The following is a 26950-nucleotide window of genomic DNA, read 5'->3' as shown; positions in this document are numbered from 1 at the left end:
ACCACAAGGCTAGATGAATATTAAGCACTTAAAATGGATATTACCTGAAATCAAGAGTTAAAGGAAAAATGCTTCCCAACAATCTTTATTATAATATAAATAATGAAACCTTTTTTTATCCTGAACAAGGCTTACTCAAAGGTTGTAAAAGTGAAAACGAGTCTAAACTAAGTATTTCCGCAATAAGTTGTTTTGAACTTCTTATTGAGAATCACGGTGTCATCGTGTCACAGGATATGTTCTTCGAGCGCGTATGGCAGGTGAGAAGGATCATCATTACCAGTAACACACTGGCAAAAATTATTAGCCAACTTCGCCAGAGTCTAATAAAATCAGGCTGCAAGTATGATATTATCAGAACAATAAAAGGGAAAGGTTATTTACTCCCTTCGGCATTCGAGGTGACTAAAATTGAAAATAATTCTCAACCCTCCCTCCATGCTGAGGATATAGAAGAGGAACCCACGCTTGATAAACTTGAACCCGATGTTGCAACAGAAAATGAAATTAGCATTTCTCATAAACATGAAAAATCAAAAAAATTCTTCATTCTGTTATCAATTATTCCTATATTTATCATTTTGGCACTTTTGATTCAAAGTTTATATCCAGAAAAGCGTATTGGCTATGAGTTCTATACTACTTCTCACGGGTGTAACTTTTATTTTATTTCTGACAGTAATAGTAATAAAGAAAACATCTTATCATTGCTTATGAAGAGAGAAAGTTTTGATTATGCACAAGCACCTTATATTTATGTAACATCATATAAAGAGATGCATCATTACTCTCTTTTCAGCTGTAAAGAACCTATCGATACGACGAAAAAAAGCAATCAATGTTACACGATAGTTCATTTTAATTATCGGAGTGAAAATAGTGAGCAAGTATAAAAGCAAACTATTATTTCTTTCAGGTTTTATCATTCTAGCGGCACTAATTTTATTTATAGCACCATACAAAAAAGCTGTAATATCATGTAAAGCATTTGGAGAAGTAAATGTAAATAAATATAAAATCATTCATATTACTAGCTACAGGCTTAGTGACGGGAAAGGAGCCATAACCATTAGTGGTCGCGTATTTTACAATCAAAAATTTATCGGTATTTTAGGGCGCCAACTTTCTTTCTCTTATACTGTTCATGACGGGCTCTATGAAATAATCACAACGAATACACAGATGCAAGCTGAAAATACTGTAGATGAGAATTCACTTTCTCAATTCTTGCCTCCCTTCTATTATCAGAGCGGAGCCACTCATCGTTTAGCATTATTTCCTTTGGGGAACGGATATCGTATGGATTATAATTCGTTTCCTGTAGCCTATTGTCAATATCCAGGATAATCCTCAGTCTAAACACCCCGCCAACTTCTGCAGTCAGAAATCGAAATCTGGTTGCAGAAATCGCAATAACCAATTGATTTTAAAAAGAATAATAGCCATTCATATTCACTCAGCTATTTCATTCGACATTATTAATGCTAATTGATAATTTTAACCTTACTTTTTAAACGCTTATTGAAGCGTGCCTATCTAAAGTAAGGTTAAAAAATGACAATTTTATTTGTTATGCTATTTGTTGGACTGTTTATCGGCACTGGCGTTGGGATCATAGCTCTATCCCTGTATAAAATGAACGAGGACAAACGTCATTTTCAAGAGTCAAGATCAGATCAAAGCGATGAAGACAACAATAAGACCATCATCTATAAAATCAATCATCCGTAAAATAATATCTTATTAGCTCAAGGTAATATTGATGCAACACCCCAGAATAATGATACTTACGTTTCTCCTTTTTTTTGCAACCGTTCTTATTGCACAGGCAAGTACAAACACCGGTAGACAAGGTTGTGAAATTAAAAAAAGAAGAATAGAAATGGAGATAAACTATGCCAGAGAAAATCATAACATCTATAAGTTAGAGCGTCTTGAAGCCGCGCGTAAAAGAATTGAATACGTATGTTCAAGACATCATCAAACAAATAGAGATAACCTCGAGCACAGTGAAAAATGAAGGTTCTATAAATAACTATAAAAAAGGGTTCATGATAAGCATGAACCCTTCATAGCCGTTGATTTATTATCGACAGTACACCTGAATATGAAACATCAGGTAGGTCTCTTAAATCGCCCAGCCACCCGCATAAAACGCCACCAGCGCCACCGCTATCACGATAGTGCCAATGTTCAGCTTACGCCATTCGCCCGATACCACGCGGCCAACCACCAGCGTCGCGAAACCAATCATAATGCCGGTCACGATGTTACAGGTCAGTACGATGAAAACGGCGGTAATCAGGCCAGACATTGCATCAACAAAGTCGTTGAAATCGATGCGCGCCACATTGCTCAGCATCAGCAGACCGACATACATCAGCGCCGGAGCGGTGGCGTAGGCCGGAACCAGGTAAGAGAGCGGAGAGAGGAACAGGATCAGCAGGAACAGAACGCCAACGGTTATCGCCGTTAAGCCCGTTTTGCCGCCCGCCGCCGTACCGGCCGCAGATTCGATATACACCGCCGCTGGCGCTGCCCCCACAAACGCCGAGAACACGCTGCTCAGGGAGTCCGTGGTCAACGCTTTGCCGCCGTTGATAATCTGCCCATCTTTATCCAGCAGGTTAGCCTGACCGGCTACGGCACGAATGGTACCGGTTGCGTCGAACACCGCGGTCATGACCAGCGCCAGCACGCTTGGCAGCACGATCGGATTCAGTGCCCCCATAATATCGAGGCTACCAATCAGGGAGTTACCGTGTTCATCGCTCAGAGAAGGCATAGCGAAGAAACCAGAGAAGTGCACATTCGGGTCAAAAATCAGGCCGACAATCGACACACCGATGATGGTCAGCAGAATGCCGCCCGGCACTTTCAGTTTTTCGAGGCCGATAATCATCGCCAGACCGATCAGCGACATAATCACCGGGAAGCTGGCAAAATGCCCCAGCGCAACCGGCAAGCCATCCAGCGGATTCTTGATAACCAGACCGACGCCGTTCGCCGCAATCAACAGCAGGAACAGGCCGATACCAATACCCGTGCCGTGCGCGATGCCCTGCGGCAAATTGCGCAAAATCCAGCTACGGATGCCCGTCGCAGAAATAATGGTAAACAGAACACCCATCAGGAAGACCGCGCCCAGCGCAACCGGAATACTGATTTGCTGCCCCAGCACCAGACTGAAGGCAGTGAACGCAGTCAGCGAGATAGCACAACCAATAGCCAACGGCAGGTTCGCCCACAGGCCCATCACGATAGAGCCGACACCGGCTACCAGACAGGTAGCCACGAAGACCGCTGCCGGCGGGAAGCCCGCTTTGCCGAGCATCCCCGGCACGACGATGACGGAATAGACCATCGCCAGGAAGGTAGTCAGACCGGCGACAATCTCCTGACGAACGGAGCTACCACGAGCAGAAATTTTAAACCAGGCGTCGAGTGAACCGCCGGTACGCGCTGAAGGCGTAGACATAGAAAACATCCCCTGAAAATTTTTATCATTCGTCCGTACACGTGGTGGACAATCCACTGCCAGCTAAACGTCATCTCCTTGTGCTTAAACCTCGCGGCAAAGGGGAGCCGCAAAAAAGCAAACGTTTAACTCCGCGCATACAAAACGGTTGAGCGTTACCACCTACGCTACGGATGCAGCATAGGCATTTCCTGAGCACCTTTCGGCAACTTGACGAAGCATAAAACGTCAAAAAAGCCAGCAGAAGGCGTCAGAATTTTAAGGCAAACGATTATCTGGTTTTTATGCCACCATTTTCAACTGATGTTTATGCCATTTCGCTAAATTTCGCTTAAGACGATGAAGAAATCACCAACCTATGCGCAAACGTTATCGTTGATGCGCAATTCAACAACAATTTCGTTGCAAATCGGGCGCTACTCACCCGGCAGTGAAAAGGGGCCGCCCTTTTCAATTGCCTGTTGCCAGGCCGGACGCGCTTCCACGCGTTCTTTCCACGCGGTGATATTAGGCAGAGACGATATTCCGCCACGAGATAGCAACGCAAACAGCGGAAAACTCATCTGAATGTCTGCCATGCTCAGGCTCTCTCCCGCAAACCACGGCGACTTCGCAAGATGTGCTTCGATAAACCCGGCATGCGTGGCTAACTGATTATTCAGCCAGGCTTTCTGAACGCCCGTTCCCAGCACTTTGCCCACCGTGCGCAATCCCAATGGCACCGGGGATTTGCCCAACATCTGCAAAACCAGCTTGATCATCATGAGCGACATTAACGAGCCTTCGGCATAGTGCAGCCAGAAGCGATACTGCAATTTTCCGTCAATATCCTGCGGTTTAAAGCGGCTTTCGGGATCACCGATCTCCTGGAGATACTCGAGGATCGCGCCAGATTCAGCGATAACGTGGCCGTCATTTTCGACAATCGGCGATTTACCCAGCGGATGGATTTTTTTCAGGGAATCGGGTGCCAGCATATCGGCACCGCGCTGATAGCGGATAATCTGGTAAGGCAGGTTCAACTCTTCCAGCGCCCAGAGCACGCGCTGCGAGCGGGATTGATTCAGATGATGGACGGTTAACATGGTTTTCTCCGCAGGTTTGTTCAAATTAACTATAGGAACAGACGGCAATCCCCGTAAAAATTGCGGCGAAAAAAACGTCAATTCAACTGGCGAACAGGGGGAGGAGAGGTAGACTTAAAGTGTCAGCACAAACCGGAACCTCCAACCCGTAGCTCGACCGAGGGATGCTGATGTCGGGGGAAACCCTCCCATGAACCAGTGGGATAGAGCGAAAGACAAAGACCGGAACATACGAAAGCGCCCAGTTGTGGCGCTTTCGTTTTTTAATCGTCTTCCAGCAGGCGTGCGCCGGTGCCCTCTTCCCCCAACTTATCGCCAGGGTTACGCAGCGGGCAGTCACGCAGCGACATACAGCCGCAACCGATGCAGCCATCAAGCTGGTCGCGCAGTGCTTCCATCGAGTGAATACGTTTATCCAGCTCCTGACGCCACTGGGTGGTCAGGCGTTTCCAGTCTTTTTGCCCCAGCGTATGCCCTTCCGGCACCACGCCCAGCGACTCGCCGATCGTGGCAAGCGGGATGCCCAAACGCTGAGCGATTTTAATGATTGCCACATAGCGCAGCACATCACGTTTGTATCGCCGCTGGTTGCCCGCATTGCGCTGACTGCGAATAAGCCCTTTGCTCTCATAGAAGTGCAAAGCGGAGACGGCAACCCCGGTACGTCTGGCGACTTCGCCCGGCGTGAGCAGCGTTTTAATGCGCGTTGGTTTTTTTTCCATTTTCTGCTTTACCTCAAGTTAACTTGAGGAATTATACTCGCCAGCAAGACAAAAGTTGAAGCAAAAATAGACAACGGGGAGAGCCTTATGTCCCATCGGGAAATTATTCAAACGCTTATCGAATGGATAGATGAACATATCGATCAACCACTGAACATTGATGTTGTGGCGAAAAAATCAGGCTACTCAAAGTGGTACCTGCAACGGATGTTCCGCACCGAGATGCATCAAACGCTGGGCGACTACATTCGTCAACGTCGTCTGTTATTGGCAGCGCAGGAGTTGCGTAACACGCAACGACCGATTTTCGATATTGCGATGGATCTGGGATATGTTTCCCAGCAGACCTTCTCACGTGTCTTCCGCCGCGAATTCGACCGCACACCGAGCGACTATCGCCACCGTCTGTCAGCATGAACACCGCGCCGGATGACGATTACGTGCATCCGGCCTACAGATAAAACAGAAAGTTACATTCATCCCCTCTCTTATGTAACTATTGTCAGCGATAAATGGCGCAATTTGCTGTGTTTACCTCTGGTGAATAAAACAGCAATTGTGATATAGTTCACACTATAGAGTGAAACAAAAACAGCGTTTCATATCATTTGTGAATGCCTGTCGATAGCCAGAGTGAACCGCACCTTCGTGAGAACGCCGCGCTGTCAGGGCATACCGTTTATCTCTGAGGATAAGGTCTCATGGTTTCCATCTCTACAGGTGTCGTGCTGTTACGCTGGCCGCTGTTTAGCGCCGTTTTAATGTTCCTTGCCAGTACGCTGAAAATTCGCTTACGTAAAGCCGATTACGCGGGTCTCGCGGTGATTTGTAGCGTTCTGGGCGTGGCGTCTGCCTGCTGGTTCGCAACGGGGTTGCTGGGGATTACGATGGTGGATATTGCAACTATCTGCAATAACATCAAAGAGGTGATGGTGGAAGTGATGAGCCAGACACCGCCAGAATGGCCGATGGTGTTGACCTGATAAAATCGTATTCATAAAAAAACCTGCTTTCGCAGGTTTTTTTATGTCTGAAAATCAGAACGGGATATCGTCGTCGAAATCCATTGGCGGTTCGTTAGACGGTGCCGGTGCGGACTGTTGCTGCTGCGGACGAGACTGCGCGCCGCCGCTGAACTGGTTGCCGCCCTGCGGTTGCTGAGGCTGACCCCAACCGCCCTGCTGCTGACCCTGACCACCTGCCGGTGCGCCGCCGCCCTGACGGCCACCCAACATCTGCATGGTGCCGCCAACGTTTACAACCACTTCGGTGGTGTATTTTTCAACGCCGGACTGATCGGTCCATTTACGGGTACGCAGCTGGCCTTCAATATAAACCTGAGAGCCTTTACGCAGGTATTCACCCGCAACTTCCGCGAGTTTGCCGAACAGCACAACACGGTGCCATTCGGTCTGCTCTTTCATTTCACCGGTCGCTTTATCACGCCAGGATTCGGAAGTAGCCAGCGTAATGTTGGCAACTGCGCCACCATTCGGCATGTAGCGTACTTCCGGGTCCTGGCCCAGATTACCGACGAGAATCACCTTGTTTACGCCTCTGCTGGCCATGATTGTCTCTCCTGATGCGTTACTGAATACGGTTATAAATAGTGTAAACGCGCGATTGTAGCATTACAAAGCGGTGTTTTGATAGCATGCGAGGCCCATTCCATAAAACTCATTGGCGTTGAATATCTTACACTGTTATATGGAATGCACATTCCACTACTGTATATTCATTCAGGGTGAATTGTGTCATAATTAGCCGTTTCCGCCGTTTGTCCTTCAAACAAATCTGGCAAGCCGAGTCTCTACCGGGAAAGGTAAATGGATAAGATCGAAGTTCGGGGCGCCCGCACCCACAATCTCAAAAATATCAACCTCATCATCCCGCGCGACAAACTGATTGTCGTTACCGGGCTGTCGGGGTCTGGCAAATCTTCACTGGCTTTCGACACCCTTTACGCCGAGGGGCAGCGTCGCTACGTCGAATCGCTTTCTGCGTATGCGCGCCAGTTCCTGTCGCTGATGGAGAAGCCGGATGTCGATCATATTGAAGGGCTGTCGCCTGCAATCTCTATTGAGCAGAAGTCGACCTCCCACAACCCGCGTTCCACGGTCGGGACCATTACCGAAATTCACGACTACCTGCGTCTGCTGTATGCCCGCGTAGGCGAGCCGCGCTGCCCCGATCACGACGTGCCGCTGGCAGCGCAAACCGTGAGCCAGATGGTCGACAACGTGCTAACACAGCCGGAAGGCAAACGCCTGATGCTGCTGGCGCCTATCATTAAAGAGCGTAAAGGCGAGCACACCAAAACGCTGGAAAACCTGGCAAGCCAGGGTTATATCCGCGCGCGTATTGATGGCGAAGTGTGTGACCTGTCCGATCCGCCGACGCTGGAGCTGCAAAAGAAACACACCATTGAAGTGGTTATCGACCGCTTCAAGGTGCGTGAAGACCTGGCGCAGCGTCTGGCCGAGTCATTTGAAACCGCACTGGAGCTTTCCGGCGGCACGGCAATCGTCTCCGATATGGATGACCCGAAAGCGGACGAACTGCTCTTCTCCGCCAACTTCGCCTGCCCGATTTGCGGCTACAGCATGAGCGAGCTGGAACCGCGTCTGTTCTCGTTCAACAACCCGGCGGGCGCGTGCCCAACCTGTGACGGCCTGGGCGTGCAGCAATATTTCGATCCGGATCGCATCATCCAGAACCCGGAGCTGTCGCTGGCGGGTGGCGCGATTCGCGGTTGGGATCGCCGTAACTTCTACTATTTCCAGATGCTGCGCTCACTGGCGGAGCACTATGATTTCGACGTTGAAGCCCCGTGGGGCAGCCTGAACGCGTCAGTGCAGAAAGTGGTGCTGTACGGTTCCGGTAAAGAATCCATCGAATTCAAATATATGAACGATCGCGGCGATACCTCCGTGCGCCGCCATCCGTTTGAAGGCGTGCTGCATAACATGGAGCGCCGTTATAAAGAGACGGAATCCAGCGCGGTGCGCGAAGAGCTGGCGAAATTTATCAGCAATCGTCCGTGCGCCAGCTGTGAAGGTACGCGTCTGCGTCGCGAAGCGCGTCACGTGTATGTTGAAAATACCCCGCTGCCGACCATCTCCGACATGAGCATCGGCCATGCGATGGACTTCTTCAACAACCTGAAACTTTCCGGCCAGCGCGCCAAAATCGCCGAAAAAGTGCTGAAAGAGATTGGCGATCGCCTGAAGTTTCTGGTGAACGTTGGCCTGAACTATCTGACGCTCTCCCGCTCGGCGGAAACGCTTTCCGGCGGTGAAGCCCAGCGTATCCGTCTGGCGAGTCAGATTGGCGCCGGGTTAGTGGGTGTAATGTACGTGCTGGATGAACCGTCCATCGGCCTGCACCAGCGTGATAACGAACGTCTGCTCGGCACATTGATTCACCTGCGTAACCTCGGTAACACAGTGATCGTGGTCGAACACGACGAAGACGCCATTCGCGCCGCTGACCACGTTATCGACATCGGGCCGGGCGCGGGTGTGCACGGCGGTCAGGTTGTCGCGGAAGGAACGCTGGACGACATCATGGCAGTACCGGAGTCGTTAACCGGCCAGTTCATGAGTGGCAAACGTAAAATCGACGTGCCGAAAAAACGCGTGCCTGCCAATCCGGAAAAAGTCCTGAAGCTGAGCGGTGCGCGCGGTAACAACCTGAAAGATGTCACTCTGACGCTGCCGGTTGGTCTGTTCACCTGTATTACCGGGGTATCCGGCTCCGGGAAATCAACGCTAATTAACGACACGCTGTTCCCGATCGCCCAGCGCCAGCTTAACGGGGCGACTATCGCCGAACCGGCGCCGTATCGTGACGTTCAGGGGCTTGAGCATTTCGACAAAGTTATTGATATCGACCAAAGCCCGATTGGCCGTACGCCGCGCTCTAACCCGGCGACTTACACCGGCGTCTTCACGCCTGTGCGTGAGTTGTTCGCGGGCGTGCCGGAATCGCGCGCGCGCGGGTATACGCCGGGGCGTTTCAGCTTTAACGTGCGCGGCGGTCGCTGTGAGGCCTGTCAGGGCGATGGCGTGATCAAAGTTGAGATGCACTTCCTGCCGGATATCTATGTGCCGTGCGACCAGTGCAAAGGCAAACGCTATAACCGCGAAACGCTGGAGATTAAATACAAAGGCAAAACCATCCACGAAGTGCTGGATATGACCATCGAAGAAGCGCGAGAGTTCTTCGATGCCGTGCCGGCGCTGGCGCGCAAGCTGCAAACCCTGATGGACGTGGGGCTGACCTACATTCGTCTCGGCCAGGCGGCGACAACGCTATCGGGTGGTGAAGCCCAGCGCGTCAAACTGGCGCGTGAGCTCTCTAAACGCGGCACCGGGCAGACCCTGTACATTCTTGATGAACCGACTACCGGCCTGCACTTCGCGGATATCCAGCAACTGCTGGAAGTCCTGCACCAGTTGCGCGACCAGGGCAACACCATCGTGGTGATTGAGCACAACCTTGATGTGATCAAAACCGCCGACTGGATTGTTGACCTCGGCCCGGAAGGCGGTAGCGGCGGCGGGGAAATACTCGTCTCTGGCACACCGGAAACCGTCGCCGAATGTGAAGCCTCACATACGGCCCGCTTCCTTAAACCGATGCTGAAGTAGTCATTTCGCTAGCTGCTGCCGGGTTTGTTCCGGCAGCAGCGTGATTGCCTGCTGATACGAGGCATCCACCAGATAGTAAATTTGCGAATCCGGCAACGTGCCGTCGAGGTAAACCGTGCTCCAGTGTGCTTTATTAAGATGACGGCTGGGGCGCACATCGCTGTGCTGCTGACGCAGCAGTTCTGCCAGCTCCGGGCTGGTTTTCAACGACACTGCCGGGCGCTCCTCCACCTCTTTAACCATCGCGAAAAGCACATCCGCGACCTTAATCTGCGTCGCTTTCCAGTCGCTGTGCACGCTTTGTTCTGCGCCACTCTTCGCCATGCAGTACACCAAAAGATCCGAACTGGTCATATTATACCTCTTAGTCTCACGAGCCACGGTGTGCCAAACGTCATCACCTCAGTGTGCAACAAGACGCCGAAAGGTGAAACCTTCCGGCGACTGTTTTTTGACCAAAAAAGCATCATTTATCTGCTGGGCGTTTAGTACTCGGAATTAACAATCACTTCTTCGTTGTACTTACCCGCCTGCGGCAGCGGTCGATAGGTGGAGTTTGAGGCGCGCAACACGCGGATACCGCGCGCACCCGCTTCACGCGCTGCCGAGATATCGTTATCCGAATCGCCGTAGAAGATCTTTACGCCCTTCTCTTTCAGCCACTGCGTTTTAGTATTCTGGCCCGGTTTGTCACCGGCGAAAATGACCGGATTCATGCTGGTCGCCGGGATCAGGAAATAGTCCTGCAACGTTTTGGAGACCGTTTCCGTTTTGGTTTCGCTACGCCCGGTAATGAAATAGATGCTGTCGCCGCGCTTCACGTGCATCGCAATCAGTGAACGCGCCACTTCTTTTGGAATGCTGAACTCATCCCAGCCATTGTTCATTTTTTCCCAGAACGCCGGATTCTTCAGATACTCTTCGCTGCCCGGAGACCAGGTTTTCTGCCCGCGCCAGAAGCCGGGGCTGGAAAACAGCACCGTATCGTCGATATCAAAACCCACCGCCATCGGTGGATGATTCATCAGGCTGTTTTCAATTTGCGCCACTGATACCCAGTGGATGGGAGCCTGTTCGGCCAGTTTAGCGACATCCGTACCCGGATAAAGCGGAGAAGGTGATGAAGCGTGAGCGGTAACCGTGTTATTTAACGCGAACAACAAACAAACGGCGCTCAGCGCCTGTGTGATCTTGCGCATAGTTTTCCCTAAATCGTCGTCTTGTTTTTGTTTTAAAGTGAGTGATGCTTCAAAAAATTAGAAAGACCTTAACGGTTACAGGGAGTGAAGGAAAGGATTTTCCAGGATTTATCCTGGAAAAAGGATAAGGGATCACATTTTTACAGAGGGGACGCTTCGCGCAGCAGCGTTGCCGCGCGAAGAGTGAGCACTTGCTTACATTACTGCCGCAAATGCCTGAGCAACGCTGTGCACGTTACGGGAGTTTAGCCCGGCAACGCACATACGCCCGCTGGCGATCAGATAGACGCCGAACTCGTCGCGCAGACGATCAACCTGCGCAGCACTCAGGCCGGTATAGCTGAACATACCGCGTTGCTTAAGAAGGTAATCGAAATTCCCCTGCGGCATCGCCTCTTTCAGTACGTTCACCAACGTCTGGCGCATATCCAGAATACGTGTGCGCATAGCCTCTACCTCCGCCAGCCACGAGGCTTTCAGCACGTCGTCGTTCAACACGGTAGAGACAAGCTGTGCGCCGGTTGTCGGCGGGCTGGAGTAGTTGCGGCGTACCGTCGCTTTCAACTGGCCCAGTACACGTCCTGCGGCGTCCGCATCTTCACAGACCACGGACAAGCCGCCGATACGCTCACCATACAACGAGAAAATTTTTGAAAATGAGTTGCTCACCAGCACTGGCAAGCCCGCCGCTGCAATCGTACGGATGGCATACGCATCCTGCTCCATGCCGCCGCCAAAGCCCTGATAGGCGATATCAAGGAACGGGATCAGGTTGCGCGCCTTCAGCACTTCCGTCACCGCATCCCACTGGCTGTTAGTCAGGTCAGCGCCGGTTGGGTTGTGGCAGCACGGATGCAGCAGCACGATGCTTTGTGCAGGCAGCGCATTAAGGGTTTCCAGCAACGCGTCAAAACGCACGCCGTTGGTCTCAGGGTCAAACCATGGATACGTTTTGACGGTAAAACCCGCGCCTTCAAAGATGGCGACGTGGTTTTCCCAGGTCGGATCGCTGACCCAGACGCCGGAATTTGGGAAGTAGCGTTTGAGGAAATCTGCACCCACTTTCAACGCTCCGGAACCGCCCAGTGTCTGAATGGTGGCGACGCGTTTCTCAGCCAACACCGGGTGGTCAGCACCAAACAGCAGCGGCGCAATGGCCTGACGGTAGCTATTCAGCCCTTCCATCGGCAGGTAAAGCGAGGCGCTATGCGGTTCAGCAGCAAGGCGCTTTTCGGCCTCAGCAACGGCCTGAAGCTGGGGGATGATGCCCTCTTCGTTATAGTACAGGCCGATACTCAGGTTCACTTTGTCGCTGCGCGCATCCTCTTTGAAACGCTCCATCAGCGAGAGAATGGGGTCGCCAGCGTAGGCGTCAACTTTTTGAAACACGAGGTGGTTCTCCAGGTTTACAGAAGGCAGGTAATAACACAATAAACCGGAAGCGGAAGAAGATCGAGAGGATGTTGTCAGGAACATTGTCGGATGCGACTTGCGTCTTATCCGTCCTGGGTGAAAGCACGATTTGTAGGCCGGATAAGCGTCAGCGCATCCGGCACCACAAAATCAGTCGATGTACTTCATCGCCACGCGCGACGTCAGACGTGTAATAAGTTCGTAAGCACTCACTTTTGTGATTTCCGCGATGCGTTCAACGGGGAGTCCTTCGCCCCACATCACCACCGGGTCGCCCGCTTTATCCTGCGCTTCTGGCCCCAGGTCAACGCAGATCATATCCATCGCCACGCGCCCAACAATCGGCACTTCACGGCCATTAACCAGCACCGGGGTGCCGGACGGCGCAGCGCGTGGGTAACCATCGCCGTAGCCCATCGCCACCACGCCCAGGCGCGTATCGCGCTCGCTGACCCAGGTACCGCCGTAGCCGACCGGCTCACCCGCTTTATGCTCGCGCACGGCAATCAGGCTGGAGGTCAACGACATCACCGGCTGGAAACCGAAATCCGGCCCCCAGGGCTTTTGTTCCAGCGGCGATACGCCGTAGAGAATGATGCCTGGGCGCGCCCAGTCGAAATGCGACTGTGGCCACAGCAAAATGCCGCCGGATGCCGCGATAGAGCGTTTCCCCGGCTTGCCTTCGCAGAAAGTGTTGAAGATATCGAGCTGTTTTTCCGTCGCACCGCACTCGGGTTCATCGGCACGCGCAAAGTGGCTGACGATGTTGACTGGCTGGCTGACGTTCTTGCACTGGCTCAGACGTTGATAAAACGCGTCCGCCGCTTCCGGACGCACGCCGAGACGGTGCATGCCTGTATCCAGTTTCATCCATACCGTCACCGGACGGCTGAGTTGCGCAGTTTCCAGCGCTTCCAGCTGTTCCATGTTATGCACGGCGGTATGAAGCTGCTGTTCAGCGATAACCGGTAGATCGGTGGCGTTGAAAAAGCCTTCCAGCAGTAAGATGGGCTGAGTAATGCCGCCCTCGCGCAACCGCAGGGCCTCTTCCAGACGTGCGACGCCAAAGGCGTCGGCATCGGGGAGCGTTCGCGCGGTCTCCAGAAGACCGTGTCCGTAGGCGTTCGCTTTCACCACCGCAACCAGTTTGCTGGCAGGCGCCAGTTCACGCAGACGTTGCAGATTGTGTCGCAGAGCGCGGCGGTTAATCACTACAGTTGCCGCTTGCATTTGTGTTCCTTGAAAAGTGTTTGCTTGAGTTACCTGAATCAATATTGTTATTCGTCGTCGTACTGCGGGCCCGCGTAGTTATCGAAACGCGACCATTGACCGTTAAAGGTAAGTCGCACGGTACCGATCGGGCCGTTACGCTGCTTACCGATAATAATCTCGGCAATGCCTTTTAAGTCACTGTTTTCGTGATAAACCTCATCACGGTAGATAAACATGATTAAGTCGGCATCCTGTTCGATTGAGCCAGATTCACGCAGGTCGGAGTTGACCGGGCGCTTATCGGCACGTTGTTCCAGTGAGCGGTTAAGCTGCGACAGCGCCACCACTGGCACATGTAATTCTTTCGCTAACGCTTTGAGCGAGCGGGAGATTTCTGCGATTTCCAGCGTACGGTTGTCCGAAAGCGACGGTACACGCATCAGTTGAAGGTAGTCGATCATGATAAGGCCGATACCGCCATGCTCACGAGCAATACGTCGCGCACGAGAGCGCACTTCTGTCGGCGTCAGGCCGGAGGAGTCATCGATGTAGATGTTACGCTTCTCAAGCAGAATGCCCATCGTGCCGGAAATACGCGCCCAATCTTCATCATCCAATTGACCGGTACGGATTTTGGTTTGATCGACGCGCGACAACGACGCCAGAGAACGCATCATAATCTGTTCCGATGGCATCTCCAGCGAGAAGATTAATACCGGTTTATCCTGCAACATCGCCGCATTTTCGACGAGGTTCATTGCAAATGTCGTTTTACCCATCGACGGACGCGCGGCGACGATAATCAAATCTGACGGCTGCAAGCCCGCGGTTTTCTTATTGAGATCGTCATAGCCGGTGTTTACGCCGGTTACACCATCGTGCGGCTGCTGGAAAAGTTGCTCGATACGCGCGACGGTGGCGTCCAGCACATCGGCGATATTTTTCGGGCCTTCATCTTTATTGGCGCGGCTTTCCGCGATTTTAAAGACGCGGGATTCCGCGAGATCCAACAAATCTTCGCTGGTACGCCCCTGAGGATCAAACCCGGCCTCGGCGATCTCATTCGCTACCGAGATCATTTCACGGACAACGGCGCGTTCGCGGACGATATCAGCATAAGCGCTAATGTTCGCCGCACTTGGCGTATTTTTTGACAGTTCTGCCAGGTAAGCAAAACCGCCCACGCTATCAAGCTGCCCCTGACGCTCCAGCGATTCCGCGAGCGTAATCAGGTCGATCGGGCTGCCTGTTTCCTGTAAGCGCCCCATTTCGGTAAAGATATGGCGGTGCGGACGGGTATAAAAATCATCAGATACGACACGCTCGGCAACGTCGTCCCAGCGTTCGTTATCCAGCATCAAACCGCCCAACACCGACTGTTCCGCTTCAATCGAGTGCGGCGGCACTTTCAGCCCGGCGACCTGAGGGTCACGCTCACGAGCTTCAGTCTGTTGTTTGTTGAAGGGTTTATTTGCTGCCATAGTGAATGGAGTTACCGAGATAAAGGTTTAAAGGTTTAAAGAAAGAAAGAAAGAGGCGAAAGATTACCACATTGTTCAGGAGGAAGCATGGCAACACGCATCGAATTTGACAAGCATGGCGGGCCAGAAGTACTGAAAGCCGTCTCGTTCACCCCCGCCGATCCGGCCAGTCATGAAGTACAGGTCGAGAACAAAGCTATCGGCATTAACTATATCGATACCTATATCCGCAGCGGGCTTTATCCGCCGCCGTCGCTGCCCAGCAGCCTGGGTACTGAAGCGGCTGGCGTGGTGAGTAAAGTCGGCAGCGATGTGAAGCACGTTAAACCAGGCGATCGCGTGGTCTACGCCCAATCTGCTCTGGGTGCATACAGCGCAGTGCATAACGTGGCAGAAGATAAGGTTGCGATTTTACCGGATGCCATTTCCTTTGAGCAGGCGGCGGCCTCGTTCCTGAAGGGATTAACGGTGTTCTATCTGCTGCGTAAAACCTATGAAATTCAACCGGACGAGCCGTTCCTGTTCCATGCCGCTGCGGGCGGTGTAGGGCTGATTGCCTGCCAGTGGGCGAAAGCGCTGGGCGCGAAGCTTATCGGTACCGTCGGCAGCGCAGAAAAAGGCAAGCGTGCGCTGGAGGCCGGTGCATGGCAGGTGATTAACTATCGCGATGAGAATATCGTCGAACGCGTGAAGGAGATCACCGGCGGTAAGAAAGTGCGCGTGGTGTATGATTCGGTCGGAAAAGATACCTGGGAAGCGTCGCTGGATTGTCTGCAACGTCGCGGGTTAATGGTGAGTTTCGGTAATTCTTCCGGGCCAGTGACAGGCGTGAATCTGGGGATTCTCAACCAGAAAGGTTCGCTGTATGTGACCCGCCCTTCCCTTTATGGCTATGTGACAACGCGCGAAGAGTTGCAGGAAGCGAGTAACGAGTTGTTCTCGTTGATTGCCAGCGGAGTGATTAAAGTCGATGTAGCGGAAAATCAGAAGTTCGCGCTGACGGATGCGAAGCATGCGCATGAGGTACTTGAGAGCCGTGCGACGCAGGGTTCGAGCTTGCTGATCCCCTAGAAAAGCTTAGGGCTTCCACCTGGGAAGCCCTTACTTTTTTTAGTTCGGCTGTATGTAGGGTACAGCTCGATGAATTCGTTAACCGCGCAATAGTGACAGATTTATTACGCGAAACCTACGCCGTTTTATGCAAAATTTCTATTGTGTGACGAACGCCTCAATACCTTAGTAACGCCAACGGTTATTACTCCGATACTCCCGACGGTACTGCGGAATTTTGGGCGTTTTAATCGCCCGAATCACCCACACGACCGCAACCGCCAGCAGCAACCAGGGCAGTAATTTAAACATCAGCGCGAATAAGCCGCCCACAAACATCAGCGCCGTGGCGACGAAAAGCGCGGCAATAATGCCCAGTAGTGAAACGCCCGTTACCAGCAGCATCACAAAAAATCCAATCACAAACAGCAGCTCAAACATGGCTCTCTCCCAAAGATATCGTCATTCTCTGTCTGTGCTTTTACAAGAATCATGCCAAATTTAACGTATTGATATTCCATAAAAAAGCCCGGCAACATTGTGCCGGGCGTGGTGAATTTGACCAGGATTTAGTGAAATATTAACGTTTATCGGCAACCAGCTTCAGCGCATGCTCCAGCACGTTAATATCCGCCCCGGCTTTATGGGCGTTCTCGCTCAGGTAGCGACGCCACTGGCGCGCGCCCGGAATGCCCTGGAACAGACCCAGCATATGGCGGGTCACGTGTCCCAGATAGGTGCCGTTACTCAGTTCGCGTTCGATGTAGGGGTACATCGCGCGCACCACCGCAACCGGGTCTGCATCCGCGCCTTCGACACCAAAGATTTCGCGATCGACTGTCGCCAGGATGCCAGGATTCTGGTACGCCTCACGCCCGACCATAACGCCATCCATATGTTCCAGATGGGTTTTCGCCTCTTCCAGCGATTTAATGCCGCCGTTGATCGACATGGTCAGATGCGGGAAGTCGCGTTTGAGTTGATACACGCGCGGATAGTCCAGCGGCGGGATCTCACGGTTCTCTTTCGGGCTGAGGCCTGAAAGCCAGGCTTTACGCGCGTGGATGATAAACATCTCGCACTCACCGCGCCCGGCAACGGTATTGATAAAGTCGCAGAGAAATTCGTAGCTATCCTGATCGTCGATGCCGATACGCGTTTTAACCGTCACAGGAATGGATACCACATCACGCATCGCTTTCACGCAGTCGGCGACCAGTTGGGCATTACCCATCAGACAGGCGCCAAACATGCCATTTTGCACGCGATCGGACGGGCAGCCGACGTTGAGGTTAATCTCGTCATAACCGCGCTCTTCCGCCAGTTTCGCACACTGTGCCAGCGCCGCCGGATCGCTACCGCCAAGTTGTAATGCAACCGGGTGCTCTTCGTCGCTATAAGCCAGATAGTCACCCTTACCGTGAATAATCGCCCCGGTGGTGACCATTTCCGTGTACAGCAGCGTGTGGCGCGACAACTGGCGCAGGAAGTAGCGGCAGTGTCTATCGGTCCAGTCGAGCATCGGCGCGATGGAGAAACGGTGTGCAGGGAAAACGGTGGACGAAGATTCTGGCATGGCGATTTATTAAGCATTCTGAAAAAGGGGCGCTACTATAGCACAAAGAAAAAGCCGTGAGGCAAGGTTGCGATGGCGCATTGGCAATGAGACGGTGAATTGCCCGGGGCGCTGCGCTTGCCGGGCCTACGGTGGCTAAAGTGCGGCTGGATGCCCGGGGCGCTTCGCTCGCCGGGCCTACGGTGGCTAAGGTGCGGCTGGATGCCCGGGACGCTTCGCTTGCCGGGCCTACGGTGACTAAAGTGCGGCTGGATGCCCGGGGCGCTTCGCTTGCCGGGCCTACGGTGGCTAAAGTGGGGCTGGATACCCGGGGTGCTGCGCTTGCCGGGCCAACAAACGGCATACACGTGGTAGGCCGGATAAGCGTAGCGCATCCGGCAAAAGGCTCAAAACGTGACGCTTAACTGCGCACCCGCCCCCCAGGTTTCATCTTCCCCCACCAACCCCATCAGATCGACATGCACGCGGTTAAACGGCGCAAAACCGACGCCGCCGGTGAAAACATTACTGTCATTATTCTTCACGTCCGCACGATAACCGGCACGTACGGCGAGCCAGTCAAGCGGGCGAACTTCCGCCCCGACGCCAACATACTGCGAGTTATCCTCGCTTTTAAATCCCTTCGTTTCGGTCAGGTCGCCATCGGCACTCACCGTCAGCAAATCGTTATGCCACGCCACCCCAGCAGTCACCAGCGGGCGGATCTGGTAGGTATCTTTATAGTTGGTTGTCACGCCCGTTTCGCCGTTAGTGATAAAGACATCTTTGGTATCGATATCCCGGGAGATCAGATTTTGCCCGCTCACCCCCACCGTCCAGTTCTCGCCAAAGTCTGCCGCAACACCGGCATCGACGTTGAAGCCGGTATCATCGTTGCGATAGCGGCTGCTGTTCCAGTCGCTGCTGTCATAGTTGTAGATAGAGGTGGTGTAGTTATAGAGCCAGGTTTTTTGCAGCTTTGGCGTGATGCCGACCGAAACGGGCACATCGCCCAGCTCAAACTGCCGCGCCACCGCGACGCCGTAGTCAGAGACAATCGCCACCCGGCCCGATGCGGTAGAATTGAGGTGTTTGGTGATTTCATCCGAGCCCCCTACCACCGCTTTCCCGGCCTCAGCGATCGCCGTCACCTGGCTGCGTTCAATCCCCCGCAGATAGTCGATATCGCCCTGATCGATTGCAGAGCTCACCCGCCCATGCGCGTAGGCTTTAGTGACAAACGCCACCGAGAGCACGTCGTTTGGAATACTGACGGCAATCCCTGCTCCTCCGCTGGCGCGCGCGGTTTTGCCCTTGAGGTAGTCCAGCTCGCTCGCCAGATCGCCCGCCGCCCCCTGAAACTGCCCTAACGTACCCTGAGGATCCAGCAAAATATCCTGCAAGGTTAGATCGTTAAGCACGCCGCGATAGTTATTAACTTTGTCATTAATATCGTCGATTTCATCCTGAAGATTGTCTTTATCCGTAATTTGCGCGCCTACGGCAGGAAGGATCACCGTAATGTCATCGTCCGGTTTGGCTTTCGCCAGCAGTGCGGGGTTAATCAGTACGCCGCTACCGTAATGTGCCGACGCAACGCCGGTACCCCCCATCGCATCATTTCGCGCTTCTGACCAGGTATTAGCCGCATGCGCCTGATTTGCCATAAATAAAGACGCCGTCAAAAGAATAAGCGAATATTTAATGTTTTTTTTCACAGTCTTACCGTTTATTTGCAGGTGAAAATGCCCCCATGCGAATAACGCACAAGGGAGAACGATTGCTGTGAAAAAGCGGAATTACGTGTGAAAAAACAGGATATAACAGGCTTTTCGCCCTATCGTTATTATTAATTTACCCTTCCTATTTATAGATGAGCGACACAGCGCTTCCCAGCATTTATGCCGTTCAGACCGGCTAAATGACGCGGTTTAGGATTTACCTCAGGTTGGCGATTATTCAGGCACTCGGTGTTTTTGCCATAACATGGTAAAGTAGAGGTCTATTTCCCCCGTAGCGCGAGGACGCATAATGGATAAGACCACTTCGCAAGATATGTTGGCGCAGGCTGAAAAGCTGTGCGCGCAGCGCGGCGTGCGCCTGACTCCACAGCGTCTGGAAGTGCTACGTCTGCTGAGCCTGCAACAGGGTGCGATCAGCGCATACGATCTTCTCGATCTGTTACGCGTGAAAGAGCCGCAGGCCAAGCCGCCTACCGTTTATCGCGCACTGGAATTTTTACTCGAACAGGGCTTTGTCCATAAGGTGGAATCCACCAACAGCTATGTGCTGTGCCATCTTTTTGATCAACCGACGCATACATCGGCGATGTTTATTTGCGATCGCTGTGGTGTGGTGAAGGAAGAGTGTGCGGAAGGCGTGGAAGATATTATGCATATGGTCGCGGCACGAATGGGCTTTGCGCTACGCCATAATGTGATTGAAGCGCACGGTCTGTGCGCAGAATGTGTGGAAGTAGAGGCATGCAGTTCACAAGAACATTGCCACCACGACCACACGATTCAGATCAAGAAAAAGGCACGGTAATACGAGGGTTGGCACGTCCTTGTACCAGCGGGCAGGATACGCTTATTGAGGGGAGTTAAGCGTTACGCCGTCAGCGAGACTACCAACGGTAGTCGTTATGGGTTTCCCAATCGCTCACTTCTTTCTCTGCCTGGTCTTTGGCATATCCATAACGTTCCTGGATTTTACCGACCAGCTGATCGCGTCGGCCTTCGATAACGGTCATGTCATCGTCGGTCAGTTTGCCCCATTTCTCTTTCGCTTTACCTTTGAACTGTTTCCAGTTACCGCTGAGTTCGTCTTTGTTCATCATCAGCTCCTTATCATTCGATCATGGATGAGATATCACTTCGTCCTTCGGCGTTCATTTCTGCTGAACGTGATAATAAGTGTAGAAGAGGATATCGCTGACGATTCACTATTCAGAATCTTTAACCATCCTCGCCGTTATGTCTGCGAAGAGAACCAGGTGCCTTTTTGCCAGTGACGACGCCAGATAACCGCCAGCGACAGGCCACGCAGTGCAAGGAACACCGCCAGCGCCAGCCATAAACCGTGATTGCCTAATACCGGCACCGTCAGCAGCGTTAAGGCGAACCCGGCGGCGGCAACGGCCATACTGTTACGCATTTCCGCGCCGCGTGTTGCGCCGATAAACATGCCGTCCAGCAGATAGCACCAGACACCAATTACCGGCAATATGGCCTGCCAGAGCACATAGCGATCGGCGAGCTGCTGCAACGATGGCAGTGACGTCAGCATCGCCACGATATGGCTACCCGCGAGCGCGTAAACCAGCGCAAACACCAGTGCAACAATCCCCGCCTGCCGACAGGCCGCGTGCCAGACGTGCTGTAACTGACTGTCATCGCGCGCGCCGTAAGCCTGCCCGGAGTGGGCTTCCACCGCATAGGCAAAACCATCCAGCGCATAGGCGGTGAAGGTGAGCATGGTCATCAGTACCGCATTCACCGCTACTACATCGCTGCCAAGCCGCGCACCCAATACGGTCAACGCGCCAAAGCAGAGCTGGAGCAGCAGCGAGCGCAGCATAATGTCGCGATTGAGCGCCAGCAGGCTGCGCATATTTCCGCGCCAGGCCGTCTTCAGCATGTCAGATGTAATCCCGCGCAGCACCAGCACCTTACGCGCCATCAGCAGGCCAATGATCATCGTGGCATATTCGGCAATCACCGTCGCCAGCGCCGCCCCCTGCACGTTCATATGCAGGCCCATCACCAGCCACAGGTCGAGGACAATGTTCAGGACGTTGCCGACGATCAGCAAAATCACCGGCGCACGCGCGTACTGAACGCCGAGCAGCCAGCCCAGCAGCACCAGGTTCGCCAGCGAGGCGGGCGCGCTTAACCAGCGAATTTCAAGGAAGCGCCGCGCCTGCTCGAGCACTGCATCGCTCCCGCCAACAATGGTGAGCGCCAGATTGATAAGCGGCCCTTTAAACACCACGATGAGCAGACCAGCGCCTAACGCCAGCAACAGCGGTTGCACCAGCGCACGGGCAAGCCGGAGGGGATCTTTCGCGCCGAAGGCCTGCGCGGTTAAGCCCGTGGTGCTCATGCGTAAAAAGAGCAGCAGCATAAACAGGAAGCTGGTCGCCGTTGCGCCAATCGCCACGCCGCCGAGATAGACCGCGCTATCCAGATGACCAATCACCGCCGTATCCACAAGACCCAGCAGGGGAACCGTGATATTGGAGAAAATCATGGGAAGGGCGAGACGCCATAATGCCTTGTCGGCAGCCGTGAAGAGCGACATGCTTACGAACCTGAACAGAAAAGAGAACGAACAACGGCGCATGGTGCGCCGTTGTTATCGGGAGAGGATTACAGCCATTCGCCGTTGCGGATCACGCCAACGGCCAGCCCTTCAATGGAGAAGTTCTGACGGCGAAGATCGACGACAATCGGGGAAAACTCGCTGTTTTCCGGCAGCAGTTCGACGACGTTGCCCTGTTTTTTCAGGCGTTTTACGGTCACTTCTTCGTCGATGCGCGCAACAACCACCTGACCGTTACGCACGTCCTGGGTTTTATGCACCGCGAGCAGATCGCCGTCCATAATACCGATGTCTTTCATCGACATGCCGCTAACACGCAGCAGGAAGTCAGCATTGGGTTTAAACAGCGAAGGATCGACCTGATAGTGACCTTCAATGTGCTGCTGCGCCAGCAACGGCTCACCGGCGGCAACGCGGCCAATCAGCGGCAGGCCGGTTTCTTCTTCCACCAGCAGGCGAATACCGCGCGATGCGCCCGAAACAATTTCTATGACGCCTTTACGCGCCAGTGCTTTCAGATGCTCTTCCGCCGCATTCGGGGAACGGAACCCCAGGCGCTGAGCAATTTCCGCACGTGTCGGCGGCATGCCCGTTTGGCCGATATGATCTCGGATGAGATCAAACACCTCTTGCTGCCTGGTCGTTAACGCTTTCATTCCGCCCCCTGGGTGTATATACAGTTATGCTGTGAGTATATACAGTTAACGGCTATTTTGGAACCGCAAAACGCACAAAATACAGGAGTTTTCGCAGATTATGCGAGGCTCAGTGGAAATGCGACCACAGCAGTACGGCCCAGGTCATCACCGCGACGAAAATCGCCAGCAATACCGCCGCAGAGCCCATGTCTTTTGCCCGCCCGGAGAGTTCGTGATACTCCGAACCAATGCGGTCGACCACCGCTTCCAGCGCACTATTGAGAATTTCCACTATCATCACCAGAAGGACGGAGCTTATCAGCAAGACGCGGGTAATGGTGTCAACGTCCAGCCAACACGCGATGATAATGGCCACAACCGAGGCGACCCCTTCCTGGCGGAACGCAGCTTCGTTTATCCACGCTGCGCGAAAACCTTTCCAGGAATAACCAGCCGCTTTGATAATTCGGGTGAGTCCAGTGGTATTATTGGCCATTAAATAGAACCTTTTAGCGTTATACGCATCAATGACAGTAGCTGTTATCGGCGGTAGAACAGAAATCCTGCTGACTTTCTGATATTCTTGCCGCGCATTTGCATGATTAACCAGAGGCTTTACATCGTTTATGTCCGGTTGGCCACGAATTTACTACAAATTACTGAATTTACCATTAAGCATACTGGTAAAAAGCAAGTCTATTCCGGCAGAGCCTGCCCAGGAATTGGGGCTCGATACCTCGCGCCCGATCATGTACGTCCTGCCTTATAACTCGAAGGCCGACTTACTGACCTTGCGCGCCCAGTGCCTGGCGCACGATCTCCCCGACCCGCTTGAGCCGCTGGAGATCGACGGCACTCTATTGCCCCGCTATGTGTTCATCCATGGCGGCCCGCGCGTGTTCACCTATTACACGCCGAAAGAAGAGTCTATCAAGCTGTTCCACGACTATCTCGATCTGCATCGCAGCAATCCGAATCTGGACGTGCAGATGGTGCCGGTATCGGTGATGTTTGGTCGTCGTCCGGGGCGTGAAAAAGGCGAGGTGAACCCGCCGCTGCGCATGCTAAACGGCATCCAGAAATTCTTCGCCGTCTCCTGGCTGGGCCGTGACAGCTTTGTGCGCTTCTCGCCGTCCGTCTCGTTGCGCCGTATGGCCGATGAACACGGTACCGATAAAATTATCGCGCAAAAACTGGCGCGCGTGGCGCGTATGCACTTCGCTCGCCAGCGTCTGGCGGCGGTAGGCCCGCGACTGCCGGCACGTCAGGATCTCTTCAATAAGCTGCTCGCTTCGCGCGCGATTGCCAAAGCGGTTGAAGACGAAGCACGCAGCAAAAAAATCTCCCATGACAAAGCGCAGCAAAACGCCATTGCGCTGATGGAAGAGATTGCCGCCAACTTCTCCTACGAGATGATTCGCCTGACTGACCGCATTCTGGGCTTCACCTGGAACCGGCTTTATCAGGGGATTAACGTGCACAACGCCGAGCGCGTGCGCCAGCTGGCTCACGACGGCCACGAGATTGTGTATGTGCCGTGTCACCGTAGCCATATGGACTACCTGCTGCTCTCCTATGTGTTGTATCACCAGGGGCTGGTGCCGCCGCATATTGCCGCCGGTATCAACCTGAATTTCTGGCCAGCCGGCCCGATTTTCCGTCGTCTGGGCGCGTTCTTTATTCGCCGTACCTTTAAGGGCAACAAACTCTACTCCACCGTGTTCCGCGAGTATCTCGGCGAGCTGTTCAGCCGGGGTTATTCTGTTGAATACTTTGTGGAAGGCGGGCGTTCCCGTACCGGTCGTTTGCTCGATCCGAAAACCGGTACACTGTCGATGACCATTCAGGCGATGCTGCGCGGCGGTACGCGTCCTATCACGCTGGTGCCGATTTACATCGGTTACGAGCACGTGATGGAAGTCGGTACGTATGCAAAAGAACTGCGTGGCGCGACCAAAGAGAAAGAGAGTCTTCCGCAGATGCTCAAAGGCTTGAGCAAACTGCGTAACCTGGGCCAGGGCTACGTTAACTTCGGCGAGCCGATTCCGCTGATGAACTACCTGAACCATCACGTACCGGAGTGGCGCGAGTCTATCGATCCTATCGAAGCCATTCGTCCGGCATGGCTGACGCCGACGGTTAACGGTATCGCCGCCGAACTGATGGTGCGCATTAACAACGCAGGCGCGGCGAACGCCATGAACCTGTGCTGTACTGCGCTGCTGGCGTCTCGTCAGCGTTCACTGACCCGCGAACAGTTAACTCAACAGTTGGATTGCTACCTGTCGCTGCTGCGCAACGCACCGTATTCGCCGGATGCCACCACGCCAAACGTGACGGCAGGCGAGCTTATCGACCACGCGCTGCAGATGAACAAGTTCGAAGTCGAGAAAGACACCATCGGCGATATCATCATTCTGCCGCGCGAGCAGGCGGTGTTGATGACCTACTATCGCAACAATATCGCCCATATGCTGATCATGCCATCGCTGCTGGCGACCATCATGACCCAGCATCGCCATGTTTCTCGCGCGGATGTGCAGAATATGGTTGAAGTGCTCTACCCGATGCTGAAGGCCGAGCTGTTCCTGCGCTGGGATAAAGCAGAGCTGGCGTCGGTGATTGATACACTGGTTGACGAGATGGAACGCCAGGCGCTGATCACCCGTCAGGGCGATGAGCTGCATATTAATCCGTCGCACTCCCGCACTCTGCAACTGCTGGCCGCAGGCGCACGTGAAACGCTGCAACGCTATGCCATTACGTTCTGGCTGCTGAGCGCGAACCCATCGATGAACCGCAGTACGCTGGAGAAAGAGAGCCGTACCGTGGCGCAACGTCTGTCGGTGCTGCACGGTATTAACTCGCCGGAGTTCTTTGATAAAGCGGTGTTCTCATCGCTGGTGCTGACGCTGCGTGATGAAGGCTATATCAGCGACAGCGGCGACGCCGAGCCGGAAGAGACGATGAAGGTTTACCAGATGATGGCGAACCTGATCACCTCAGACGTGCGTTTGACGATTGAGAGTGTGACGCAGGACGAAGAACCGGCGCCGAAAGACGCCTGATGCGCTTCGCTTAGCAGGCCTACGGGTTCGAAGCTTGTAGGGCGGGCAAGCGTAGCGCCCCCGCCTGATGCCTGATGCCTGATGCCTGATGCGCTTCGCTTATCAGGCCTACGGGTTCGGAGCTTGTAGGGCGGGCAAGCGTAGCGCCCCCGCCATAAAAAAGCCGGATGAAAATCCGGCTTTTTCGCTTTTAGAAGTGCCAGTAACTCATCGCCAGACCGATAAACAGCACCAGCCCAACGTAGTTATTGTTCATAAATGCCTGGAAACAGGCCGCGCGTTCCCGGTGTTGAATCAGCTTCTGCTGGTACGCAAACAGCGCGCCCGCAATGAAAATAGACCAGTAGAACTCCCAGTTAAGCCCGTTCAGATAGCCAATCGCCGCCATCAATACCAGCACGCCAATCTGCAAAATACCGATAATTAAGCGGTCGTACTGACCAAACAGAATCGCCGTCGATTTCACGCCGATTTTCACGTCATCGTCACGGTCAACCATCGCATATTGCGTGTCATACGCCACGGCCCACAGGATGTTCGCCAGCAGCATCAACCAGCAGCTCAGCGGCAGTGATTCACTGACGGCGGCAAATGCCATCGGAATTGACCAGCCGAACGCTGCACCCAGCACCACCTGCGGCAGATGGGTGTAGCGCTTCATAAACGGATAAACCCACGCCAGCGCCAGTCCCGCGACCGAAAGCAGAATGGTCATGGTATTGAGCGTCAGCACCAGCAGGAACGACAGAAGAACCAGCACGGCAAACAGTGTCCGCGCCTCTTTTTCCGTCACCGCACCGCTCGGTAACGGGCGATTGGCGGTACGTTTTACATGACCATCAAATTTGCGGTCAGCATAGTCATTCACCACGCAACCAGCGGCGCGCATCAGCCAGACGCCCGCGACAAACACCGCCAGAATCCACAACGGTGGTACGCCGGGCGCGGCAACCCATAACGCCCATAAGGTCGGCCACAGCAGCAGCAAGGCACCAATCGGTTTGTCGGTGCGCATCAGGCGATGAAATGCCAGCAGCTTATTCTGCGTCAGACTCCACTCCATTTTCTCTTCCT

27 protein-coding genes are annotated in these 26950 nt (G+C 53.4%); 10 read left to right on the top strand and 17 right to left on the bottom strand.

Annotation, left to right across the window (positions count from 1 at the left end; genetic code table 11):
- The first annotated feature begins 68 nt into the window (after positions 1-68).
- The 3 genes from DBY68_RS19930 (at position 69) to DBY68_RS22960 (ending at position 1731) form a co-directional block, all read left to right on the top strand.
- Positions 69-893: a winged helix-turn-helix domain-containing protein gene (locus DBY68_RS19930; protein WP_108476028.1), complete on the top strand. Its 825-nt coding sequence runs from the start codon at positions 69-71 to the stop codon at positions 891-893.
- Complete coding sequence (locus DBY68_RS22840) at positions 880-1347, top strand: hypothetical protein (RefSeq protein ID WP_146745491.1); 468 nt, start codon at positions 880-882, stop codon at positions 1345-1347. The genes DBY68_RS19930 and DBY68_RS22840 overlap by 14 nt, the downstream gene beginning before the upstream one ends.
- A 207-nt stretch (positions 1348-1554) precedes the next feature.
- Positions 1555-1731: a hypothetical protein gene (locus tag DBY68_RS22960; RefSeq protein WP_158529132.1), complete on the top strand. Its 177-nt coding sequence runs from the start codon at positions 1555-1557 to the stop codon at positions 1729-1731.
- Between the two features lie 397 nt (positions 1732-2128).
- On the opposite strand, the gene DBY68_RS19920 is transcribed toward DBY68_RS22960, so the two are convergent.
- The 3 genes from DBY68_RS19920 to soxR all read right to left on the bottom strand — a co-directional run bounded on the left by DBY68_RS19920 (position 2129) and on the right by soxR (position 5285).
- A complete protein-coding gene (locus DBY68_RS19920) occupies positions 2129-3478 on the bottom strand; it encodes an NCS2 family permease (RefSeq protein ID WP_108476026.1) in 1350 nt (449 codons plus the stop codon).
- A gap of 416 nt (positions 3479-3894) precedes the next feature.
- Positions 3895-4563, bottom strand: coding sequence for a glutathione S-transferase (locus DBY68_RS19915; protein ID WP_108476025.1), 669 nt, complete (start codon positions 4561-4563; stop codon positions 3895-3897).
- Between the two features lie 263 nt (positions 4564-4826).
- Positions 4827-5285, bottom strand: a complete 459-nt coding sequence (gene soxR / locus DBY68_RS19910) for a redox-sensitive transcriptional activator SoxR (protein WP_108476024.1) — start codon at positions 5283-5285, stop codon at positions 4827-4829.
- Positions 5286-5372: 87 nt separating this feature from the next.
- On the opposite strand from soxR, the gene soxS reads away from it, so the two are divergent.
- Positions 5373-5702 (top strand): superoxide response transcriptional regulator SoxS, encoded by a 330-nt coding sequence (gene soxS, locus DBY68_RS19905; RefSeq protein WP_015966313.1) that lies wholly within the window; start codon positions 5373-5375, stop codon positions 5700-5702.
- A gap of 284 nt (positions 5703-5986) precedes the next feature.
- A complete protein-coding gene (locus tag DBY68_RS19900; protein WP_108476023.1) occupies positions 5987-6268 on the top strand; it encodes a YjcB family protein in 282 nt (93 codons plus the stop codon).
- Between the two features lie 54 nt (positions 6269-6322).
- On the opposite strand, the gene ssb1 is transcribed toward DBY68_RS19900, so the two are convergent.
- Positions 6323-6853, bottom strand: coding sequence for a single-stranded DNA-binding protein SSB1 (gene ssb1, locus DBY68_RS19895; protein WP_015966315.1), 531 nt, complete (start codon positions 6851-6853; stop codon positions 6323-6325).
- Between the two features lie 258 nt (positions 6854-7111).
- On the opposite strand from ssb1, the gene uvrA reads away from it, so the two are divergent.
- Positions 7112-9937 carry an excinuclease ABC subunit UvrA gene (uvrA, locus tag DBY68_RS19885; RefSeq protein WP_108476022.1) on the top strand — a complete coding sequence of 942 codons (2826 nt, stop codon included), beginning with the start codon at positions 7112-7114 and terminating at the stop codon, positions 9935-9937.
- Here the strand turns inward: uvrA and DBY68_RS19880 are convergent, their stop codons facing one another.
- The 5 genes from DBY68_RS19880 to dnaB form a co-directional block, all read right to left on the bottom strand.
- Positions 9938-10291 carry an MmcQ/YjbR family DNA-binding protein gene (locus tag DBY68_RS19880; RefSeq protein WP_108476021.1) on the bottom strand — a complete coding sequence of 118 codons (354 nt, stop codon included), beginning with the start codon at positions 10289-10291 and terminating at the stop codon, positions 9938-9940. It abuts the gene before it with no gap.
- Between the two features lie 131 nt (positions 10292-10422).
- Entirely contained in the window at positions 10423-11136 is a 714-nt protein-coding gene (gene aphA / locus DBY68_RS19875; protein ID WP_108476020.1) for an acid phosphatase AphA, read from the bottom strand.
- Between the two features lie 195 nt (positions 11137-11331).
- Entirely contained in the window at positions 11332-12525 is a 1194-nt protein-coding gene (gene tyrB, locus DBY68_RS19870) for an aromatic amino acid transaminase (RefSeq protein WP_108476019.1), read from the bottom strand.
- Positions 12526-12699: 174 nt separating this feature from the next.
- Positions 12700-13779: an alanine racemase gene (gene alr / locus DBY68_RS19865; protein WP_108476018.1), complete on the bottom strand. Its 1080-nt coding sequence runs from the start codon at positions 13777-13779 to the stop codon at positions 12700-12702.
- A gap of 47 nt (positions 13780-13826) precedes the next feature.
- Positions 13827-15242: a replicative DNA helicase gene (gene dnaB / locus DBY68_RS19860; RefSeq protein WP_108476017.1), complete on the bottom strand. Its 1416-nt coding sequence runs from the start codon at positions 15240-15242 to the stop codon at positions 13827-13829.
- Positions 15243-15329: 87 nt separating this feature from the next.
- On the opposite strand from dnaB, the gene DBY68_RS19855 reads away from it, so the two are divergent.
- Positions 15330-16313, top strand: a complete 984-nt coding sequence (locus DBY68_RS19855) for a quinone oxidoreductase (protein ID WP_108476016.1) — start codon at positions 15330-15332, stop codon at positions 16311-16313.
- Between the two features lie 165 nt (positions 16314-16478).
- On the opposite strand, the gene pspG is transcribed toward DBY68_RS19855, so the two are convergent.
- Together pspG and dusA are read right to left on the bottom strand one after the other, a co-directional pair.
- Complete coding sequence (gene pspG / locus DBY68_RS19850) at positions 16479-16733, bottom strand: envelope stress response protein PspG (RefSeq protein ID WP_108476015.1); 255 nt, start codon at positions 16731-16733, stop codon at positions 16479-16481.
- Positions 16734-16872: 139 nt separating this feature from the next.
- Positions 16873-17868 carry a tRNA dihydrouridine(20/20a) synthase DusA gene (gene dusA, locus DBY68_RS19845; RefSeq protein ID WP_108476014.1) on the bottom strand — a complete coding sequence of 332 codons (996 nt, stop codon included), beginning with the start codon at positions 17866-17868 and terminating at the stop codon, positions 16873-16875.
- 131 nt (positions 17869-17999) lie between these two features.
- Between dusA and DBY68_RS22835 the strand changes: the two genes are divergently transcribed.
- Positions 18000-18272 carry a hypothetical protein gene (locus DBY68_RS22835; RefSeq protein ID WP_146745490.1) on the top strand — a complete coding sequence of 91 codons (273 nt, stop codon included), beginning with the start codon at positions 18000-18002 and terminating at the stop codon, positions 18270-18272.
- On the opposite strand, the gene DBY68_RS19840 is transcribed toward DBY68_RS22835, so the two are convergent.
- Positions 18255-19565, bottom strand: coding sequence for a conjugal transfer protein TraF (locus DBY68_RS19840; RefSeq protein WP_108476013.1), 1311 nt, complete (start codon positions 19563-19565; stop codon positions 18255-18257). The genes DBY68_RS22835 and DBY68_RS19840 overlap by 18 nt on opposite strands.
- Positions 19566-19878: 313 nt before the next feature.
- Here DBY68_RS19840 and zur point away from each other — a divergent pair, with 313 nt between their 5' ends.
- Entirely contained in the window at positions 19879-20394 is a 516-nt protein-coding gene (gene zur, locus DBY68_RS19835) for a zinc uptake transcriptional repressor Zur (protein ID WP_108476012.1), read from the top strand.
- A 79-nt stretch (positions 20395-20473) separates the two neighbouring features.
- Here the strand turns inward: zur and DBY68_RS19830 are convergent, their stop codons facing one another.
- The 4 genes from DBY68_RS19830 to DBY68_RS19815 form a co-directional block, all read right to left on the bottom strand.
- Positions 20474-20683, bottom strand: coding sequence for a CsbD family protein (locus tag DBY68_RS19830; RefSeq protein ID WP_108476011.1), 210 nt, complete (start codon positions 20681-20683; stop codon positions 20474-20476).
- A gap of 137 nt (positions 20684-20820) precedes the next feature.
- Positions 20821-22149: an MATE family efflux transporter DinF gene (gene dinF / locus DBY68_RS19825; protein WP_108476010.1), complete on the bottom strand. Its 1329-nt coding sequence runs from the start codon at positions 22147-22149 to the stop codon at positions 20821-20823.
- A 68-nt stretch (positions 22150-22217) separates the two neighbouring features.
- Positions 22218-22826 carry a transcriptional repressor LexA gene (gene lexA, locus DBY68_RS19820; RefSeq protein ID WP_108476009.1) on the bottom strand — a complete coding sequence of 203 codons (609 nt, stop codon included), beginning with the start codon at positions 22824-22826 and terminating at the stop codon, positions 22218-22220.
- A gap of 109 nt (positions 22827-22935) precedes the next feature.
- Positions 22936-23304 (bottom strand): diacylglycerol kinase, encoded by a 369-nt coding sequence (locus tag DBY68_RS19815; RefSeq protein ID WP_108476008.1) that lies wholly within the window; start codon positions 23302-23304, stop codon positions 22936-22938.
- Between the two features lie 130 nt (positions 23305-23434).
- On the opposite strand from DBY68_RS19815, the gene plsB reads away from it, so the two are divergent.
- Positions 23435-25876, top strand: coding sequence for a glycerol-3-phosphate 1-O-acyltransferase PlsB (gene plsB, locus DBY68_RS19810; RefSeq protein ID WP_108476007.1), 2442 nt, complete (start codon positions 23435-23437; stop codon positions 25874-25876).
- 190 nt (positions 25877-26066) lie between these two features.
- Here plsB and ubiA read toward each other — a convergent pair whose 3' ends face one another.
- Positions 26067-26939, bottom strand: a complete 873-nt coding sequence (ubiA, locus tag DBY68_RS19805; RefSeq protein WP_108476006.1) for a 4-hydroxybenzoate octaprenyltransferase — start codon at positions 26937-26939, stop codon at positions 26067-26069.
- Between the last annotated feature and the right edge of the window lie 11 nt (positions 26940-26950).

Origin of the sequence: Pseudocitrobacter sp. RIT415 (assembly GCF_003057695.2) — a bacterium.
GTDB lineage: Bacteria > Pseudomonadota > Gammaproteobacteria > Enterobacterales > Enterobacteriaceae > Pseudocitrobacter > Pseudocitrobacter faecalis.
Note: the sequence above shows the minus strand (reverse complement) of the source record. Positions and strands in the feature narration are given on the sequence as shown.